Origin of the sequence: Serratia aquatilis (assembly GCF_044865145.1) — a bacterium.
GTDB lineage: Bacteria > Pseudomonadota > Gammaproteobacteria > Enterobacterales > Enterobacteriaceae > Chania > Chania aquatilis.
The window spans coordinates 2,048,406-2,065,315 of record NZ_CP173186.1 but is presented as its reverse complement, the minus strand read 5'-3'; the positions used below and the strand labels follow the sequence as shown (position 1 = coordinate 2,065,315).

13 protein-coding genes and 1 pseudogene are annotated in these 16,910 nt (G+C 49.2%); 1 reads left to right on the top strand and 13 read right to left on the bottom strand.

The annotated features are described in order from the left end of the window. Positions 1-106: 106 nt before the first annotated feature. The 7 genes and pseudogenes from SAQUA_RS09175 to SAQUA_RS09145 all read right to left on the bottom strand — a co-directional run bounded on the left by SAQUA_RS09175 (position 107) and on the right by SAQUA_RS09145 (position 9,736). Positions 107-1,219, bottom strand: a complete 1,113-nt coding sequence (locus SAQUA_RS09175; protein ID WP_380672809.1) for a M20 family metallopeptidase — start codon at positions 1,217-1,219, stop codon at positions 107-109. Positions 1,220-1,287: 68 nt separating this feature from the next. Continuing rightward, entirely contained in the window at positions 1,288-1,752 is a 465-nt protein-coding gene (locus SAQUA_RS09170; RefSeq protein WP_380672807.1) for a YjiG family protein, read from the bottom strand. Positions 1,753-1,788: 36 nt separating this feature from the next. Then, positions 1,789-2,501 (bottom strand): annotated as a pseudogene (locus tag SAQUA_RS09165) (nucleoside recognition domain-containing protein). Positions 2,502-3,023: 522 nt separating this feature from the next. Next, positions 3,024-4,640 (bottom strand): Ig-like domain-containing protein, encoded by a 1,617-nt coding sequence (locus SAQUA_RS09160; protein ID WP_380672805.1) that lies wholly within the window; start codon positions 4,638-4,640, stop codon positions 3,024-3,026. Between the two features lie 84 nt (positions 4,641-4,724). Further along, positions 4,725-5,423, bottom strand: a complete 699-nt coding sequence (locus SAQUA_RS09155) for a ZirU family protein (RefSeq protein ID WP_380672803.1) — start codon at positions 5,421-5,423, stop codon at positions 4,725-4,727. 82 nt (positions 5,424-5,505) lie between these two features. Continuing rightward, a complete protein-coding gene (locus SAQUA_RS09150; RefSeq protein WP_380672801.1) occupies positions 5,506-8,199 on the bottom strand; it encodes a ZirU family protein in 2,694 nt (897 codons plus the stop codon). 205 nt (positions 8,200-8,404) lie between these two features. Further along, positions 8,405-9,736, bottom strand: coding sequence for a D-serine ammonia-lyase (locus SAQUA_RS09145; RefSeq protein ID WP_380672799.1), 1,332 nt, complete (start codon positions 9,734-9,736; stop codon positions 8,405-8,407). 150 nt (positions 9,737-9,886) lie between these two features. On the opposite strand from SAQUA_RS09145, the gene SAQUA_RS09140 reads away from it, so the two are divergent. Further along, entirely contained in the window at positions 9,887-10,561 is a 675-nt protein-coding gene (locus SAQUA_RS09140) for an aspartate/glutamate racemase family protein (RefSeq protein ID WP_380672797.1), read from the top strand. Between the two features lie 257 nt (positions 10,562-10,818). On the opposite strand, the gene SAQUA_RS09135 is transcribed toward SAQUA_RS09140, so the two are convergent. The 6 genes from SAQUA_RS09135 to SAQUA_RS09110 all read right to left on the bottom strand — a co-directional run bounded on the left by SAQUA_RS09135 (position 10,819) and on the right by SAQUA_RS09110 (position 16,389). Beyond that, positions 10,819-11,448: an ABC-type transport auxiliary lipoprotein family protein gene (locus SAQUA_RS09135; RefSeq protein ID WP_380672795.1), complete on the bottom strand. Its 630-nt coding sequence runs from the start codon at positions 11,446-11,448 to the stop codon at positions 10,819-10,821. Next, positions 11,448-12,386 (bottom strand): MlaD family protein, encoded by a 939-nt coding sequence (locus SAQUA_RS09130; RefSeq protein WP_380672793.1) that lies wholly within the window; start codon positions 12,384-12,386, stop codon positions 11,448-11,450. The genes SAQUA_RS09135 and SAQUA_RS09130 overlap by 1 nt, the downstream gene beginning before the upstream one ends. 3 nt (positions 12,387-12,389) lie before the next feature. After that, a complete protein-coding gene (locus SAQUA_RS09125; RefSeq protein WP_380672791.1) occupies positions 12,390-13,190 on the bottom strand; it encodes an ABC transporter ATP-binding protein in 801 nt (266 codons plus the stop codon). Further along, the gene (locus SAQUA_RS09120) at positions 13,184-14,329 is read right to left on the bottom strand and encodes an MlaE family ABC transporter permease (protein ID WP_380672789.1); all 1,146 of its coding nucleotides are present in this window, start codon (positions 14,327-14,329) and stop codon (positions 13,184-13,186) included. The genes SAQUA_RS09125 and SAQUA_RS09120 overlap by 7 nt, the downstream gene beginning before the upstream one ends. A 370-nt stretch (positions 14,330-14,699) precedes the next feature. Further along, entirely contained in the window at positions 14,700-15,017 is a 318-nt protein-coding gene (gene tmaR, locus SAQUA_RS09115) for a PTS system regulator TmaR (protein WP_380672788.1), read from the bottom strand. Between the two features lie 262 nt (positions 15,018-15,279). Further along, entirely contained in the window at positions 15,280-16,389 is a 1,110-nt protein-coding gene (locus SAQUA_RS09110) for an SDR family oxidoreductase (protein ID WP_380672787.1), read from the bottom strand. Between the last annotated feature and the right edge of the window lie 521 nt (positions 16,390-16,910).

Below are 16,910 nucleotides of genomic sequence, written 5' to 3'. Positions count from 1 at the left end.
CGCCGCTGGGATCATTAACATGACTGATGAACTGGGTGAACAGTGCCGAATCGTTAAACGATTCGGCACTGACTATTAAGGCTTATCTGGCTTTATTCCGTTAAATCTACAGTGAACTAATCACTCGGCTCAGCAACTTGATGCGCGGAAGAATACTATCAAGCTCAACGTATTCCGCTGGACTATGGAAGTCAGCGCCAATAGGGCCGAAACCGTCTAAGGACGGAATGCCTAACGCCGCAGTGTGATTCGCATCGGAACCGCCACCCACTGCTTGCCAGTTGATCGCAATCCCCTCTTCTTGACCACAGCGCTCAACCAGAGCCATCAGCATCTCTGTTTCAGCGGTAGGAGACATCGCTGGCGTATGGGCCATCTCCGTTACCTTGGTGGTTACATCCGCTACATAGGCGGTTTTCGTCATTTCCTGTACGGCTTTGCCAATACGATCGTATTCATCATTATTCCAGAAGCGTACATCCACTATAGCCTGCGCTTTATCGGCAACAATATTGGCCGCATCACCACCGCTAATTACGCCAACGTTCAGCGTGGTGCCTAACTGTGGATTTCCCAGCTTATTAATCGCCAGCACCCAGTTAGCCAATTCGGTAATGGCTGAACGACCTTTTTCCGGCGCATTGCCTGCATGGGCCGCACGACCGTGGAAATCGATGCAATAACGCGCCATACCTTTGCGGGCTTTAACTAAAGAACCATCGGCACGAGCGGCTTCGGCAACCAGCACGCAGCGACTTTTTTTGGCGTATTCACCCAGCCATTTATGGGAATGGACGGAACCGGTTTCTTCATCCGGGTTCATGGCAACGGCAATCGATAGTCTTGCAGCATCTTTACTGTCTAACGCGCGAATTGCCCAAAGAATATTCAGCAGACCGGACTTCATATCTGCCGAGCCCGGACCATACAAGCGAGTATCGTCGCTGGACATTGGCCTTTCAGCTGCGGTTCCCGGCGGAAATACGGTATCCATATGGCCGATCAGCAATACGTCAAACTCAGTTGCATCGGGTTTATTGGTAGCGAAAACGCCGGGGCCAACCTCTTTACCTAGATCGACAATTTCAGTATGCCAGCCTAACTCTTTATATTTTTTTTCCATACGTTCGGCGATAACGGTAACGCCTTGTGTAGTCTGAGTTCCGCAATCAACGTTAACCAGCGGGCGTAATTCATCTAGATATTGATTTAACTGCATTATTTATCCTTATCATTCGTAGGCTTCTGCGCCATCCGATATGGCAGCGAAACTCGGGGAATTTGATGTCAGCCAATAAAAATTCTCATCAGGAACATAGCGATAAAGGCATTAATAACCGAAATAGCAATCATCACAGGGATCTTACTGGCTTTGGTACCAATCACCCCCAGGATGCGGCCAGCATACTGAATTTGTGAACCCATAAGATAAATAGCCGGGGCCAGAATCGCCAGATGTTCACCGGTTAAGGTACCGTTGGCAAACAAACTGACGGCGACACCTATGCCTCCGCCCATTGACATCCAACCGCCGATTAATACCGCAGCCGCTTCCCCCGGTAAACCAAACAGATTCATCAGTGGGGAGAAGATCATACCTAAACCTTTCAAGGTACCGGTGATCTCTAAAGCTTTAATAATGACAAAAGCCATCAGGACGTTAGGTAAGGTACTGGAGGTGGCAATTCCCCATCCTTTACGTGCGCCAGCAACAAATACGTCGGTGATCATGGGTTTACTTGGGTTTGACATAATATTTAATCCTTCATTTTTTACATTATTTATTTTTTAAGCTTCTTTTTTGCTAGTAAATGTCAGATAAATGCGAAGGAAGTTTGCGCCAACGATTTTCATAACAAACATGACACAAATACACAGCCCGATAGACGCTGGTACCGCTGGCGTTCCATCCGCCAACATCAGGGTGAATAATACCGCTCCGGAGGAGAAGAAATTGGTGATCATCGCACCAGCAGAAAACTGGAACATAGTGATTACGTCTTTTTCCTTCTCATTTATTTGGCCTTCATCAACCAGAGCGCGGGTAAGCGAGGCCCCAACGTCGGTACTTTGCAAACTACCGATAATCGCTAAACCGGTCGAACCCGGAATACCCAAGAGCGGGCGAAGTAGTGGAGTAAGCAGTTTACGTGCTGCATTCAATGCACCATAATGCTCTAAAACGTTAATCATACCTAACGCAAACATAACGGATGGAATAAGCCCAAAAGCAAATAGAAAACCATCCATTGCACCGCCACCGCCGTTACCGCGAAAGGTGCTCTTAGTGACATCAAGGGCACCGTCAACTTGAGTGACGTTAGAGGCAACCTTGCCGAATGAACCATTTAGCGTCGTGAAGTCAAACACTGCCCACCACTCTTTTCCGCCTAACAGGCCTGAAAAAAGACCATGGCAAATATCAGTGATATATAAGCGCCAATGCCAACCTTCATATCTTCCTTTTCCGGTTGAGTCGGGAGCGAGCTTTCATTAGACATAGCGTATTTCCTGAATAAGTGATTATTTTTTGGTGACGTCTGATTATCATTTTTATTTTTTAGCGCCGTTTGACTTTGATCATAAAACGCGACTGGGGTAGATCACGCTTTTTAAATTTAATAAAAAACGGATTCATTAATCCGGTTGATTATTTAAATTTAATGATAAGTTGTTAGTATTAATGTGTTTTTTTATTAATAACAATGATAGGTGGTACAGCAATAAGGGCACAGCGCCACGCAGCTCAAACTCTGTGTCAGGCAGATAAAAGCAGGTTTGGGCATTAAGCTTTTATACCCTTCATACCTCAAGTTGCATGGGTTTTGGCTTCGTCCAACTACTCGGCCCGTCCATGGGCCTCGCCCCTACGGGGCCAGCGCAAGCGCTGTTCAAAAACGCATTGCGTTTTTGTCATGCAACTCGAATTATTTTGGGGATAGAGTTAACCATGCCGATAATCAGCTTATTTTTTTATCGCTGAGGGAAATGCATTGCACATCAAACTCGTCCGGCCAACGACATTATCGAGACGCCGAGCAAGTGACATAGGTTGCACCGTCTAACGGGAAACTGAATAAGTTACCGTTACCAAGGTAAGTATAGTGCCAGCCATTACTATCACTGGTCATTTCCTTCGCCCAGTAGTTGCCAGAGAACCATCCGTTAGAGTAACTGCCCATACTGCCCCACTCATTCCATAATCGCCCATTGGCATCCCTGCTGCCGCCCGTCTCAATAGCTGGGGTTCGGTCTGTCATTTCTTGATAACCAGGTAGCACGTAACCGCCGCCTTGAGAATTGCACCAGGCCACCGCGTCACTGTGCCCCATGATGTTAAAGCTGTTGTTTCTGAACCAACGGTTGACCGTAAATTGGTAGGTCAATATTGTACCATTAGATTGATGCTCCGCCGTGATGGTGACGCTATTATTAGCCGAGCTGGGCTCACTGTTAAAGGTGACATTGCCACTACCATCTACACTGACCCAGCTCTGATCGGCACGCCACTGATAATCGCTATTATCTGCTGGAGTTTCACCGACCACTAGCTGGAAGCGCGCACCGACAAAGCCGGTTTTTGGAAAACCATCAGTGATCGAGAAGGATGCACCGTTGACCAAAACTTGTGTCATGCGCAACTCTTCAGAAAAATCTACGGTAACGGTAGCAGCAGCGCCACTGGCGACGGTGGCAGTAACCTCGCTGCTGACAGCAGTATCGCTGGTTAACGCAATTTCAACATCACCGTTGATGTCAGTCTGAGCACTGGATTTAGAAAGCGTCACGCCATTGGTTGCGGTGAAATTCACGGTTTCACCCGCGATGTTATTCCCATTAATATCTTCCACGCTGACCAGCACATTATTGTCGGAAACTCCATTGGCAACGGCGTTATTCTGAGTGACTTCCGCGCGCACGACGTCTGCCGGGCCTGCAAAAAAAAGCGTATCAATCGACTGGGTATCATCATCAATACTGGCTGTTACAGCGGTGGTACCGGCAATATCGGTAGTCACATAAGCGGTAGCGACCCCATTGATATCGGTTTGCACCGCTCTGGATATTACCGCCAGATTATCTGCATCAAAAAGCACCGTTGCGCCTACGGCAAGGGTTCCGTCCAGATACTGAACTGTGGCACGTACGGTATTGGCCGCCTGCCCGTCGGCTACTACGCCCAAGGGAGACTCGGCCCATACCAGGCTGGAAATCGTATGCTGCCATTTGATATTTACCGGGTTAACTAGCTGAACCGGCTGGCCTACGCTCGGTATGGTGATACTCGGATCGGTCTGTGGGGTAACGACGATATTCAATTCACTTCCTGCCAGGATATCGCTGAGGTTCAGCGTATAGCTTGGGCTGGTCGCTCCGTTGATAGGAGCACCATCCAATGTCCACTGGTAAGTTGTGCCCTGCTCAGAGTCACCGTCCGCATCAAGAAAGTTTGAGGTGACAGTCACCACATCCCCAACCCGTGGCTGCTGCGTATTTACGCTCAGGGTTGTCGTGGGTTCACGCCCATGAACGGGGGTTGTGGAAAGCTGGATAGCCTGCGCCGTATGACTCAAGGCAATGCTCAGAACCAATAAGATCCTGAACAGAAAACCATTGAATGTAGAATTACGGTGCGGCATCCAGCGTATCCATCATACTGTTTTGTTGGATTAATTAACCCAGACAGGAGTAATGATTTAGCCCTGTCTGGGCCTGGCTCTTGCTTACTGAGCAACTGCGTTGCTGACAACAACCTGCACTCTCAGTCTCTGGTCGGTCCGTACTGGAGTATAGGTGCTGCTGGTTGCGCCGCTTATGTCAGTAAACGCATTGGTACCGACGCCGGTTTCAATTTGCCACTGGTAGGTGACACCAATACAGGTTCCACCGGCACAAGTTGCCGTTGCCGTCAGCACGGAGTCAACCTGTGGATAGCCGCCAACTTCACCACTCACCGTTACGCCAGTGACGGTGCCACCAGAAATCACTGACAGCCCATTTGAAGCAACCGCTATGCCTTCAGCCGGATCGGTGATAGCGGGATCGGTAAGTGGGGTAACCAACACGGTAATGGTTTTGCCCAGGTCACCGGCAACAATGGTATAGGTACTCCCGGTCGCACCGGGAATATCTGCACCATCAGCCTGCCATTGATAAGTCTGGGGGATTGCCACGTCACCATCGGCATCACTAAATGTGCCTTCCGTCCCGATACTTAAGGTATCTCCAGCGTCAATCTGACCATTACCGCTGGCATCGTCAGAAACAATGGTGCTTTGTGTCACAACCGGGGCTCGCCCTTTTACCGTAGCCGTTGGGCTTGAGGTGATGGCTGACCATGCGGACCCGGCGATCGCCATACTGAGCAGCATCGCCGAAAACAGAGATAACAGCCCACTGGGTGAGCCAATTTTGATCTTCATTGTTTTCTTGCCTCTTCTGTATTCAAAATCAATGCTTGAATAACATTCCAGTCTTGCCCGGAACGATGATACAAACCCGGTTTTAATGCGATACCACTCGAATAGCTCGTTTCTGTAAATCTCCCGTCACGATCAACGTTTCTGAAGTCGCGCCGGGTATGGCAACAAAGACATCGCTGCCCACTGACGACTCCACTTCCCACTGATAATCCATCTGTACCCCGTTACACAGGGCAATCGAACACATTGCTACCGCCACCAGGGTATCGCCAACAACAGGTTGCTGAGTCAATTCGGCGCCGTTGTGGTAGATCAACAGTTTTTCCGGTGTTTCCGGTACAAATAAGATCTCAACCTGTTCGAGCCGATCGGCGGTACGAGCCGTCACCGTAGTAACACCAGGATTGATATTGGCCACTTCTATCGTCACCACTCCTTCCTCATCGGTAATGCCCTCAGTTTCCAGCAGCGTTGCACCATTATCGGCCTCAAACTCCACCGCAGTATTCTCAATAGGATTGCCGTGTTGATCTGTTACTTTCGCCTCGACTTTATTCACATCGACACCGTTGGCGAACGCATCATCAATCAGCACCTCCATGCTAATCGTTGCCGTACTGTGATCGGCAGTGAGTATTACGTCGTGTGATTTCCCTGCCACGGCATCGCCATTCACTTCAGGGACCACTGTCGCGGTACCCGCATTGGTGCCACTCAAAGTTGCGCGATAGACACCCTGATCCTCCGTAACGGCGCTCAGTGTCACCTCTGGCCCTTCTGTGACTTCAAACGCCACGGTCAATCCTGTAATCGGCTGATTGCTAGCATCATTAGCAATAAATTCAAGGATTGCGGTCTGTTCACCATCGGCAACAATCTCTGCAGGTTCTACGCTGAAAACAGAGTTTTCCGGGCTAAGTACATGGCTACTCGCCGTTAAAATAACTTTAGCTGATGCCAGAGAGATATTCTGAATAGTTGGAGTAAGAATAGCCTCGCCAGGGGTTAATCCCGCCGTCAGCTTGTAGGTATAAACACCGGGAGCGGTCTCTGTGACCGAACTCAGTAACGGCGAAGTGGCAGGCTGGGCTGCGGTAGCATCTGGTGTGAAATACAAATCCAGCGTCAGTTGATCCCCTATTCCCGGCACCGGCTGGTTACTATTGTCTCTTAACGACAGGGTGATCTGACTAGTGGCGACGCCATCGGCCGCTATCTCCTCTGGGGAAACCCTTAGTGACGAGTTGAGTTGGCTGAAGTTCTGTGCTGTAACAATGATTTGGGTAGTGCTGCGGTTTGAAGCATTCCCCTGGCTGTCATAAGCCACCGCGCTCAACGTATAGACGTTATTGCCTGGCTGGTAAGGTGGCAGTTTTATCGAGATGCTCTGTGAGGAGGTCTGTTCTACTACCGCTCCTACAGCAACCAGAGGGGCCGTATCCCAGTCTATTCGCTGCAAGCCATATTTGCTGGTCACCTGTGCATCGATTTTGATGATCTCAAACGCACTACCGGTCATTTGGTCCGGCAATAGCAATTCGATGAGCTGCTGTTTCTGATAATCCAGCACAATATCGTTATTACGCTCCACCAGATCGTAGCGGCTCCCTGCCAACGTGCGGCTGGCTGCCACCGCCGAAGGATCGATCTGTGCCGACCATGGCTCGCCAAAACGATAATTCAACTGGACGCTGAGGTTGGCATCGTTGCTTCCGCCTTTACCCGCACGATACTCGGCACCAATGGTAATCAAAGGGATTGGCGTATAATTGATCCCGGCAGTAACTGCATAGGGGTTTTTCTGCCTGTCATCCTTGCCAAACAGCGCCACTTCATCGCCCCAATACTGTTCATACATCAAATTAGCACCCAACTGCGGGTAAGCAGGTAAATAGGCTTCAGCACGCAGGTCATAACCGTTGGCGGGGCGTTCGTTATAGTCGGCAAAATCCCGCGACTGGTGCCAATCAGTGAGGCGCAGGTAGCTATTGGCCGACAGTTTCAGGTAATCCGTCCAGGCTTCTACCCCAAAGCCAACACGGCTGTTCTTGCCGGTCATATCCCGGTCGTAAAAGGCGTTGGCACCGTACATCCAGTTGTCCTGAATGGTCCTTACACCAGCACCAAGATTTGCGGTATTACGGCCATCTTTATTGCGCAGGCCCAATTGACTGAATAATAAAGACGCCTGATCGTCGTAGAGTGGAACAAGAAGATCGAGCGAACTTCCTTCCAGGCCGAAATGCTCGTTGAGATTGAGTTGAACGCGCGCAGTACCAAACTGGCTCAACCAGTGCTGCACAGCGTCATTGGCTTCACTGACGACGGCAGAGCGCGCCATCGCTGCCGCTGCCAAGGGAGTATTATCATCAGCCACCAGCGTGGCACCCTTTAACAGATTGTGTGCCAACCGTTCTTGATATTGTGGTGGCGAGGCTGCTTGAGCGCCATTTTCTTGGTCATCTTTTAAAGGTAACGCTGCCCCCTCTGGAATATCAATTTCGTCACCGGGCCCCAGTTGAGTGAAAGGTTTTGAAAATGTGCGGAACTGATTAACCCTTTTAAGTTCATCCAGCGTGAGGTGATGTTTCTCTGCAACGGTATAAACCGATTCCCCCGCAGCCAGGGTATAGGGGATTGCTTCGTAGAATTTATCCGCTTTGCCTGAAGAGACTGGCGTGAGCATTTTGGCAATTACCGGGTAAAAAGATAGGCTCAACGGTAAAAACAGTTGAAAGGCTATATTTAACCACACGATAATTGATCTGAATCTCACGGAGGAAACTCCATATGGATATCAATTAGCGTAGTCGTGCTTCTTTTTTTCTACAAATGGAATGGAGTCGTACAGCATGGTCTTGGGTTAAGAAATTTCATGGTAAGGGATGTTAATGTTTTCAGTGAGCAAAGAAGCCTGCTGTGGGCTATCCTACAGCCCAACAATACAGCTGTCGGGCTATTCTACAATTCAAGGTGGTTTATTAACTTTTTGCCGCTGCGATATAGTTGGCCATCTCCTCCGCTGGAACCATGCCGCCACCTGTGGCCCAAACCAGATGCGTGGCATTGTTAAGCTGCTCCAGACCAATCTTTTGGCTATCCAGGTAGTGCTGATGCGCACATACCCGTGCAGGCCCTGCCATTCCGGCCAATGCGGAAGGCTCCAGTTGAATGTTTTCTTCATTGGCAAGCAGCGCCAGCAGGCTATACATTTCGCTATCGCTTAACGTATAGAACCCATCCAGAAGGCGTTCCATAGCACGGCCAACAAAGCCCGAGGCTCTGCCAACCGCCAGACCATCGGCCGCCGTCACGTTATCAATACCGAGGTCCTGTACCGCAATATGATCGTGCAACCCGGTATGAACGCCTAATAACATGCAGGGAGAGTGTGTCGGCTCAGCAAAAATACAGTGAACATCGTCACCAAATGCCAGCTTGAGGCCAAAAGCGACACCGCCGGGGCCGCCCCCCACGCCACAAGGTAGGTAGACAAATAATGGGTGGTTTTTATCGACCACAATATTCATCTGCTCAAACTGTTTTTTCAGGCGGCCACCGGCCACCGCATAGCCAAGAAACAGTGTCTTGGAATTCTCGTCATCAATAAAGAAGCAGCGCGGATCGGAACTCGCCTGTACGCGGCCCTGTGCAACTGCAACACCATAATCCTGGGCATACTCCACCACGTTCACGCCGTGTTCGCGCAGTTTGCGCTTTTTCCATTCGCGCGCATCGGCCGACATGTGCACACTCACGCTGAAGCCTAACTTGGCGCTCATAATACCAATCGACATACCCAGATTACCCGTTGAACCCACGGCAATACTGTATTGGCTGAAAAACTGGCGAAACCTATCCGTATTCATGATGCTGTAATCATCATCAACGGAGAGCATCCCGGCCTCGAGAGCCAATTTTTCTGCATGGGTCAGCACTTCATAAATCCCGCCCCGGGCCTTGATTGAGCCAGAAATTGGTAAATGGCTGTCTTTTTTCAACCACACTCTGCCCGCAATGGTTTGACCGTAACGCGCTGCTAGTGCGCCCTGCATCGCCGGAATTTCGACAACCTCAGACTCGATAATACCGTTCATTTTCTGCGTTTCTGGAAAAGCCTGGCATAAGTAAGAGGCGAAACGCCCCAGACGCGCTTCGGCTTCATCAACCTCTTTTTGTGTCAAACCCACATAAGGCAACCCTTGTTGCAGCGTCACCGTATTGGGGTTAAACCATGTGACTTCTTCCAGGCCGATGAGCCGTTGTACCAAAGGATACTGCGCCACCAACTTTTCAATTTCTCGCGTATTCATAAATATTTTCTTCTCTTTCAAATGACATAGGAGAGTTGGTGGTGAGTCATGGCATCCATCCCTCACATCACCATATAGTAGCCCGGCAAAACTAAATTTCTCTAACATTGAATGTTGTTTACACCGTATGGATTGCTTAGGAGTTTATAAATGCACATTGGTATGATCGTTGGTATTGGTCCGGCAGCTACCGACTACTATTACCGGTACCTGATTTCTGCAATGGCCCAAGAGGGAATGGATCTCCAACTCACAATGGCTCACGCAGATACTCCGACTCTGTTAAGACATCAGGCACAGAACAATCGGGCTGCGCAGGTCGCAATATACCTAGAGCTTGCAAATCGATTGAAAAAATGTGGAGTAGAACGCATTGCAATAACCTCTATTGCTGGGCATTTTTGTATTGATGAATTCAAACAGGTATCACCTATACCTGTCATTGATTTACTTGACACTGTTAAGGCTGAGATTCATCAGCTTGGATTGAAGAGGGTCGGGTTGTTGGGGACTCGTGTTGTTATGGAGTCGCACTTCTATGGTGTGCTGGATGGGGTGCAGGTTATTTCACCCGCAAGAGAACTTGTTGAAGTTCACAACGCTTACATCTCTATGGCGAGCTCAGGTGTTGCCACTGAACAGCATCACGAAGTTTTTATGCGGGCTGGAAACTCATTGATCAAAGAACATGGTTGTGAATCTATCATGCTGGCTGGCACTGATTTGGCACTGGTTTTTAACAAAAAAACGGATCCCGGCTTTCGATTTTTAGATTGTGCAGAAGTACATGCGGCGGCAATTGCGCGAAGCGCCATGACTCCTTAGCGCGATTATTACTTTGTTTGCACTCCCCGAGAGCGATATGGCGCCGTATAAATCGTTGTTCTCAGAGCGGAGCTAAGCACCTGTATCACTAGGTGAATCGAAGATCCTGAATAATGTGGCGGATCCGACAGCGTAAAAAATGCATTCTGATGCGTGGAATATTGAATCCCCGCCCGAATGGGCGAGGATTGACAGCGGACGTTGCTAAAACAATGGTTTTAAACCGTGGTTAAAGACCATAACCGCAAGTTCCTAAGCTACTTCTGCTGGCGTGTCCAAGTCAGCATCTGTGCCGCAAGCTGATCACTTGCCTGTCCAAATGCCTTCACTACCTGGTCCATTGCCCTGCCCTGTATCGGTTGGCGTACCACAAAACTACGGCTTGCCATCACCCGGCGATCGGACGTTTGCACCAGGCGTGCATCAAAGCGAATCACAACTTCACCCTGCTCACCGTTGTATACGCCTTGGAACGATACCAGATCGCCATTTAGCTCAATATCAGACAGAATATTGTCGTCGTCGCTACTCACCGAGCGGAAACCACCATCGGCACGAAACTCCAGGATCAGGCGATTTCGTAACAGTATCGGGGCCGGATCGCTCCAGCGAGAACCACTGAAAGAAGTGATCTCTGCCCCTTGCGGTTGAACAGCAATACGCGTGCCATTAAGAAACTGATTGGCATTGGGCTGGACGATACGCAGCGATGATTCTGCCGTTCTGCCACCGCCAGGAGCAGCCGGTTGGGCTGGCAGCAAATACACCTGCGATATCGGGCTTTCAGGCAAAATGGTGCAGGCCGCCAGTGGCACAAACAGCATCACAGTCAACAGCCGTAAGACGTAGCGGCGCAAAGGATTATGTATAACATTGAGATTCATCATTATGGTGTAAACTCCTTGGTGCGCTCACGGCCCCTGAGCAAGGCTGACGGGTTTTCTTCCAAACGGCTTACGGAATTGCGTAATGCCAGTAACGTTCTGCGTAATTCATCAACTGCCGGGCCGAGATCGTTGAAACCCTGCATGCCGCTGCTGAGTGACTGTTGATTTTCACTGATCAGCTTATTCAGCAGTGCCGTCGTTTTCTCCAGCGATGCCATAGTGCTCGCCGCATTGGTGACCAACTGCTTGCCCTGCCCGTCCAGCAATACGTTAGCACTCCGTACCAGCCGATTGGTTTGCGCCAAGGTGTCATTGCTCTGTTTAGTGACCAAGGCAAGTTGCTGAATGATGGTGCGAATATCTTCACGTTGCCCGGCTACGGTTTCGGTTATTTTCGATAAATTATCCAGTGTGCTGGTCAAGCGTTGCTGGTTGTCGGGTGTCAGCACCTGATTGAGGCGAATCAACACTTCATTGATGTTAGTCACCAAGTCTTCACCATTGCTGAACAACTGGCTTAGTGGTGACGGCGTCGCCACAATAACCGGGATCTCACCATTTCGCTCTTCCAGCATCGGGCTAGACTCACTGCCACCACTGAGCTGAATATTAGAGGTGCCAGTTATGCCCGCTACCGCCAACCGGGCCTGAGTATCCTGGCGGATTGGCGCTGAAGCCGTTACCCGAATACGCGCCCAGACTTTGCTTGGCGAATTCTCATCCAAGCGCAGTTGAACCACTTCCCCAATACGGATACCGCTGTAATTCACCGAACTGCCTTGCGAAAGGCCGCTGACCGCCTCCTTGAACACGATATCGTACAGCTTGAACTGGCGGTCGCTGCCGGACTTTGTCAGCCATAAACTGAACAGCATCACGGCAATGAAGATAATGAGAGTAAAAAAACCAATCAGTACATGGTGAGCACGAGTTTCCATTTGTTATTGCCTCTCTCGACTGTTCGTTACGGCCTGTTGCGCCGCTCGCCCACGTGGGCCATGGAAATACTCTTGGATCCAGGCGTCGTCAGTTGCCGCCACCGTATCCAGCGTATCGACCACCAGCACTTTTTTCTGCGAGAGCACCGCTACCCGGTCACAAATGGTATAGAGGGTGTCCAGATCGTGGGTAACCAGAAACACGGTCAGGCCCAGGGCATCTCGCAGTGTCAGTATCAGGTTGTCAAATGCGGCGGCACCGATAGGATCCAACCCTGCTGTCGGTTCATCCAGAAACACAATTTCAGGATCCAGTGCCAATGCCCGTGCCAACGCCGCGCGCTTTACCATGCCCCCGGAAAGGGAGGCCGGATATTTGTTACCAGCATTGGCGGGCAAACCGGCCAAGGCCAGTTTTACCTGCGCCAGTTCTTCTGCATCCCGGCGTTGCAAACCGTTATATTCTATTAGCGGCAACGCCACGTTTTCAGTAACGGTTAGCGAACTGAACAGCGCACCTCGCTGGAACAGAACACCAAATCGCCTTTCCAAGGCTGAACGACGTACCCCTGAAAGTGCCTTCAAGTCCTCGCCAAAAACGTGGATCTGGCCAGCTGTCGGGCGACGTAAGCCAACAATACTGCGTAATAGTACCGACTTGCCGGTTCCCGAGCCGCCGACCACGCCCAAGATCTCACCTCGGCGAACATCCAGATCGAGATCTTCATGCACACACTGTTTGCCAAAACAGTTACGCAATTTACGAATGCTAATAATGGCTTGTGGGGTTGTCTGGCTCACCATCCCATCTCCATAAAGAACAGTGCGGCAACGGCATCCAGCAGGATCACCACAAAGATTGAATGCACTACGCTCGCGGTAGTGTGCGTCCCTACAGACTCAGCGCTGCCGGTCACTTTGAACCCTTCCAGGCAACCGACAATAGCAATCAGGAAAGCGAATACCGGTGCCTTGCTCATCCCCACCAGGAAGTGCTGAAAACCACCGCTACTCTGCATAATGTTCAAAAACATGGTTGGGGAGATATCCAGCGTCAAGGCGCAAACAACAGCCCCGCCAAAGATGCCGCTCAACATACCAATAAAGGTGAGTATCGGTAACGCAAGCAGTAGCGCTAACACCCGTGGCAGAACCAAAAGTTCGACCGGATTAAGCCCTAAAGCCTGAATAGCGTCGATCTCCTCATTGGCTTTCATCAGGCCAATTTCAGCGGTGAAAGCACTGGCGGTTCGACCGGCCATTAATATTGCGGTAAGTAGCACCGCAAATTCGCGCAGGAAGGAAAACACCACCAGTTGGACGGTAAAAATACCGGCACCGAAAGCAGCCAATACCGTTGAGCCCAGGAAAGCGATCACTGCTCCCACCAGAAAGGTCAACAACATGATAATAGGCACTGCGTTAAGGCCTATTTGCTGCAGGTTGGCGACCAACGATGTCATGCGCCAACGCGAAGGGCGTAACAGATTGCTGAACAGGGTTTGCAGTGTCAGGCCGATGAACCCCATCAGAGAAAGCAGGTTATGCCAGAAGTCCTCCATCGCCTTGCCAATGTTAGACAACATTTCGACAATCAGGCTTGGGGGTTTTTCCGGTGGTGGTGGTTCAAAACCTTGTAAGGCACGGGCTACCGTTTCCAGTAGAACGCGGCGTTCTACTGGCAGTGAAGGGGCTATTTGCTCTAGATTGAAGATGCGCTGTTCACCCAACAGATTGACCAGTAACTTCGCGCCAGCAGTATCAAGGATGCCAAGTTGCTTCAGATCGAAAACGGCATTGGCAGGCATACGGGCCTGGAGTTGTCTGACTTGCGGTTCTAACTGGCGATAATGTGCCAACACCCAGTCCCCAGAAGCCGATACATGGGGTGGATTAACGGTCTCATCCAGATTGAGCAATACACTGATCGGTTGTTCTGTCATAAAGAGAACCTGTTACCCTTTATCGGGATATCGGTCTTGCCACACCATGCGACGTGACCCAAAAATAAAACCCTGACGTCGCCAGACAAAAGCCGTATTTGTTGTTCACAAAGCTTATGAATTTCGGTTGGATTCAGGTTTTATTACACAAATAATAACGCAACACCCCTAAAATTTACCCACCGTGGCAAAACAACCTGCCAGAGGCGATACAATAAGCGTAGCGGGTCTGTGCTGATTTGCTATCTGATCGTGTGATATCAATGCGTAACAGATTAAATCTTGATGGGGCTGAGGGGAGCGGTACTCTGAATCAGGCAGGTAAGGAGAATGTGCAGGGCCAGGCAATGCCAAACCCTGCCGGGGCAAGTTACTTCACTTCACCCATTGCTTTCAGCTTCTTCGACAAATCGCGGCGCTCTTTCGACAGATCGGCGTTTTTGATGATGTAATCATCAACGCGGTCTTCATAGTCGCTGCGCATGTTGGCGATGATGCCTTGAATATCTTCAATGCTCATGCCGGGTTTAATGTACTCGCTCAGGTTGTCGAGCAGCAGTACACGTTTCTGGTTGTCACGAATTTTCTTTTCGTTGTCGACAATTTCACGTTGTAGCTTGTTTTTACGACGAAACATACGCACAAACTCCAGCACGTCCTGGAAACTCGGCTTATTTGCATTATCCATCTTTATACCCTTGCTTTAGTAATACACAGATTCATTTGCTTGCGGCCACAGTGATACCAAGATACAGGTTTGTAGCCGTAAGACACAACTGTCATTACCCCTATCTTACGCACTTTAGCGCCACTTCCCTATACCGATGCGCCTGCTTCATGATCTGACCCGCTATTTGTGCCCGTTGGCAGTACAAACCTTGTTCAGCCACAGTTTAACGCAGGCAACATGCAAACAACTTGAAGTATGAAGAGTATAGATACCCTGTCATCTATTTGAAATCTACCACCATCTGTTGCGGTATCGACATCCCGCGTGTCGATTGCACGCAGCGCCCAATATAATCGGTAAAACGTGGGGGTTTTGGCATACCCAGTTTAAGGATTTTTTCGTTACTGAAGCGTACGTTCAACATAGCAAATGAACCGTATAAGCGCATCGCCTTCAGCATCAAACGTTCATTGCACGGCCCGAAAATATCTTTCAACTGCCTGCGCATCTGTAATAAAGCCTCGTAACTGACCTGCGCGTAATGGTCCCCTACAGGGGGCTTCTCCAACGCAGCGGCAATAGCATCATCAATGTCTGCGAAGCTGACGCTACACTCTTCACCAGCCGATATATGGTAAACATCATTATCCAAGTTATCACTGTTGAGTAACATCACCAGCGCATCGGCGCAATAGTCCACAGGGATCACATCAATGTTATCCTGTAATGAACACATGAACTTACGCAGCATCAGCGCCATACTGAACACCCAGAAAATACTGCTGGAAGGTTTGCATCCCAGGCGCGTGTGACCAACCACTATCGAAGGCCGCGCAATCACCAGCGGCAATTGTGGGCAAGTTTTCCGCATCAGTTGCTCAATGGTTGACTTAGAGCGGGTATATTCCACTAAATGTTCGGCGGTTTCCTCAAACTCGGCGCTTTCTGCTACCAGCGAGCCTGGTTCTGGGGCACAAGACATTGCCGTTCCCACATGCAAAAATCGTTTTAGGCCTTTCACTTGCGCCATTCTTTGTGCAAAAGCTAATGTACCTTCAACGTTAACTTTCCAAATAAGTGGGTTATTACCGAATGAAGCAACAGCAGCACAATTCACTACATGAGTGACCTGGTTAATCCGTCTGTCCGATAAAAAAGACTCTGGTTCACTTAAGTCACCCAATAAAATATTTTCCGTCGTCAATTTAGCCAGAATAATCTCATCAATATTAAATTTTGCCATATTATTTCTAATACGGTCTAAACCCTGCTGCTCATCCTCTGCCCGCACCAAAAGTATAAATCTAACACATTGATTGTCATTAAGTAATTTTTCAAGAACCGCACCACCGAGAAAACCGGTAGCACCAGTCAACAACAGCGTTTTCATGTTGGATACCTATCATTGGTATTGAATGTGATGGATTGTATGCCCGTACTTTTAAACCAGAATTAAATAGAAACTCTATTAACGATTTTTTCGGTATCTTTAAAGCACAGGAGCCATTAGTAAAAGACACTTTGTTCTATACCAATGCCTCTGTTCTGTCTGTTTATATTACATTAATGTTGCATCTGGTTTAATTGCCACAATCAAGCAATTCCTTTTGGCACGGAGTAATAATGAGTTATAACAAGAAAGTCTGGTGTAGCGTATTAATATTTTGTACTTTATTTTGGCTGGCCGTGATTGTTAGCATCAATTCGCTCAGCAAGAGTAATTTCCATTCGAGAGAACATAATCCACAAGAACAGATAGTTAACCAAAACCAAAAACAAAAAAATCAAACCGGTACGGTAGCAGTTTTATCGACGTTTGAACCACTATCATAAGGTATGCCCCCGCTTATTTTTCAGTTTAAAGTGAACGGGAAGCTTGGCATCGCTTATCTCGCCGCTACAATAGGAGCC

Excerpts from the sequence above, each read along its gene's own strand:
- SAQUA_RS09175 (WP_380672809.1), bottom strand. The coding sequence starts at position 1,219 with ATGCAGTTAAATCAATATCTAGATGAATTACGCCCGCTGGTTAACGTT.
- SAQUA_RS09170 (WP_380672807.1), bottom strand. The coding sequence starts at position 1,752 with ATGTCAAACCCAAGTAAACCCATGATCACCGACGTATTTGTTGCTGGC.
- SAQUA_RS09160 (WP_380672805.1), bottom strand. The coding sequence starts at position 4,640 with ATGCCGCACCGTAATTCTACATTCAATGGTTTTCTGTTCAGGATCTTA.
- SAQUA_RS09155 (WP_380672803.1), bottom strand. The coding sequence starts at position 5,423 with ATGAAGATCAAAATTGGCTCACCCAGTGGGCTGTTATCTCTGTTTTCG.
- SAQUA_RS09145 (WP_380672799.1), bottom strand. The coding sequence starts at position 9,736 with ATGAATACGCGAGAAATTGAAAAGTTGGTGGCGCAGTATCCTTTGGTA.
- SAQUA_RS09140 (WP_380672797.1), top strand. The coding sequence starts at position 9,887 with ATGCACATTGGTATGATCGTTGGTATTGGTCCGGCAGCTACCGACTAC.
- SAQUA_RS09135 (WP_380672795.1), bottom strand. The coding sequence starts at position 11,448 with ATGATGAATCTCAATGTTATACATAATCCTTTGCGCCGCTACGTCTTA.
- SAQUA_RS09130 (WP_380672793.1), bottom strand. The coding sequence starts at position 12,386 with ATGGAAACTCGTGCTCACCATGTACTGATTGGTTTTTTTACTCTCATT.
- SAQUA_RS09125 (WP_380672791.1), bottom strand. The coding sequence starts at position 13,190 with ATGGTGAGCCAGACAACCCCACAAGCCATTATTAGCATTCGTAAATTG.
- SAQUA_RS09120 (WP_380672789.1), bottom strand. The coding sequence starts at position 14,329 with ATGACAGAACAACCGATCAGTGTATTGCTCAATCTGGATGAGACCGTT.
- tmaR (WP_380672788.1), bottom strand. The coding sequence starts at position 15,017 with ATGGATAATGCAAATAAGCCGAGTTTCCAGGACGTGCTGGAGTTTGTG.
- SAQUA_RS09110 (WP_380672787.1), bottom strand. The coding sequence starts at position 16,389 with ATGAAAACGCTGTTGTTGACTGGTGCTACCGGTTTTCTCGGTGGTGCG.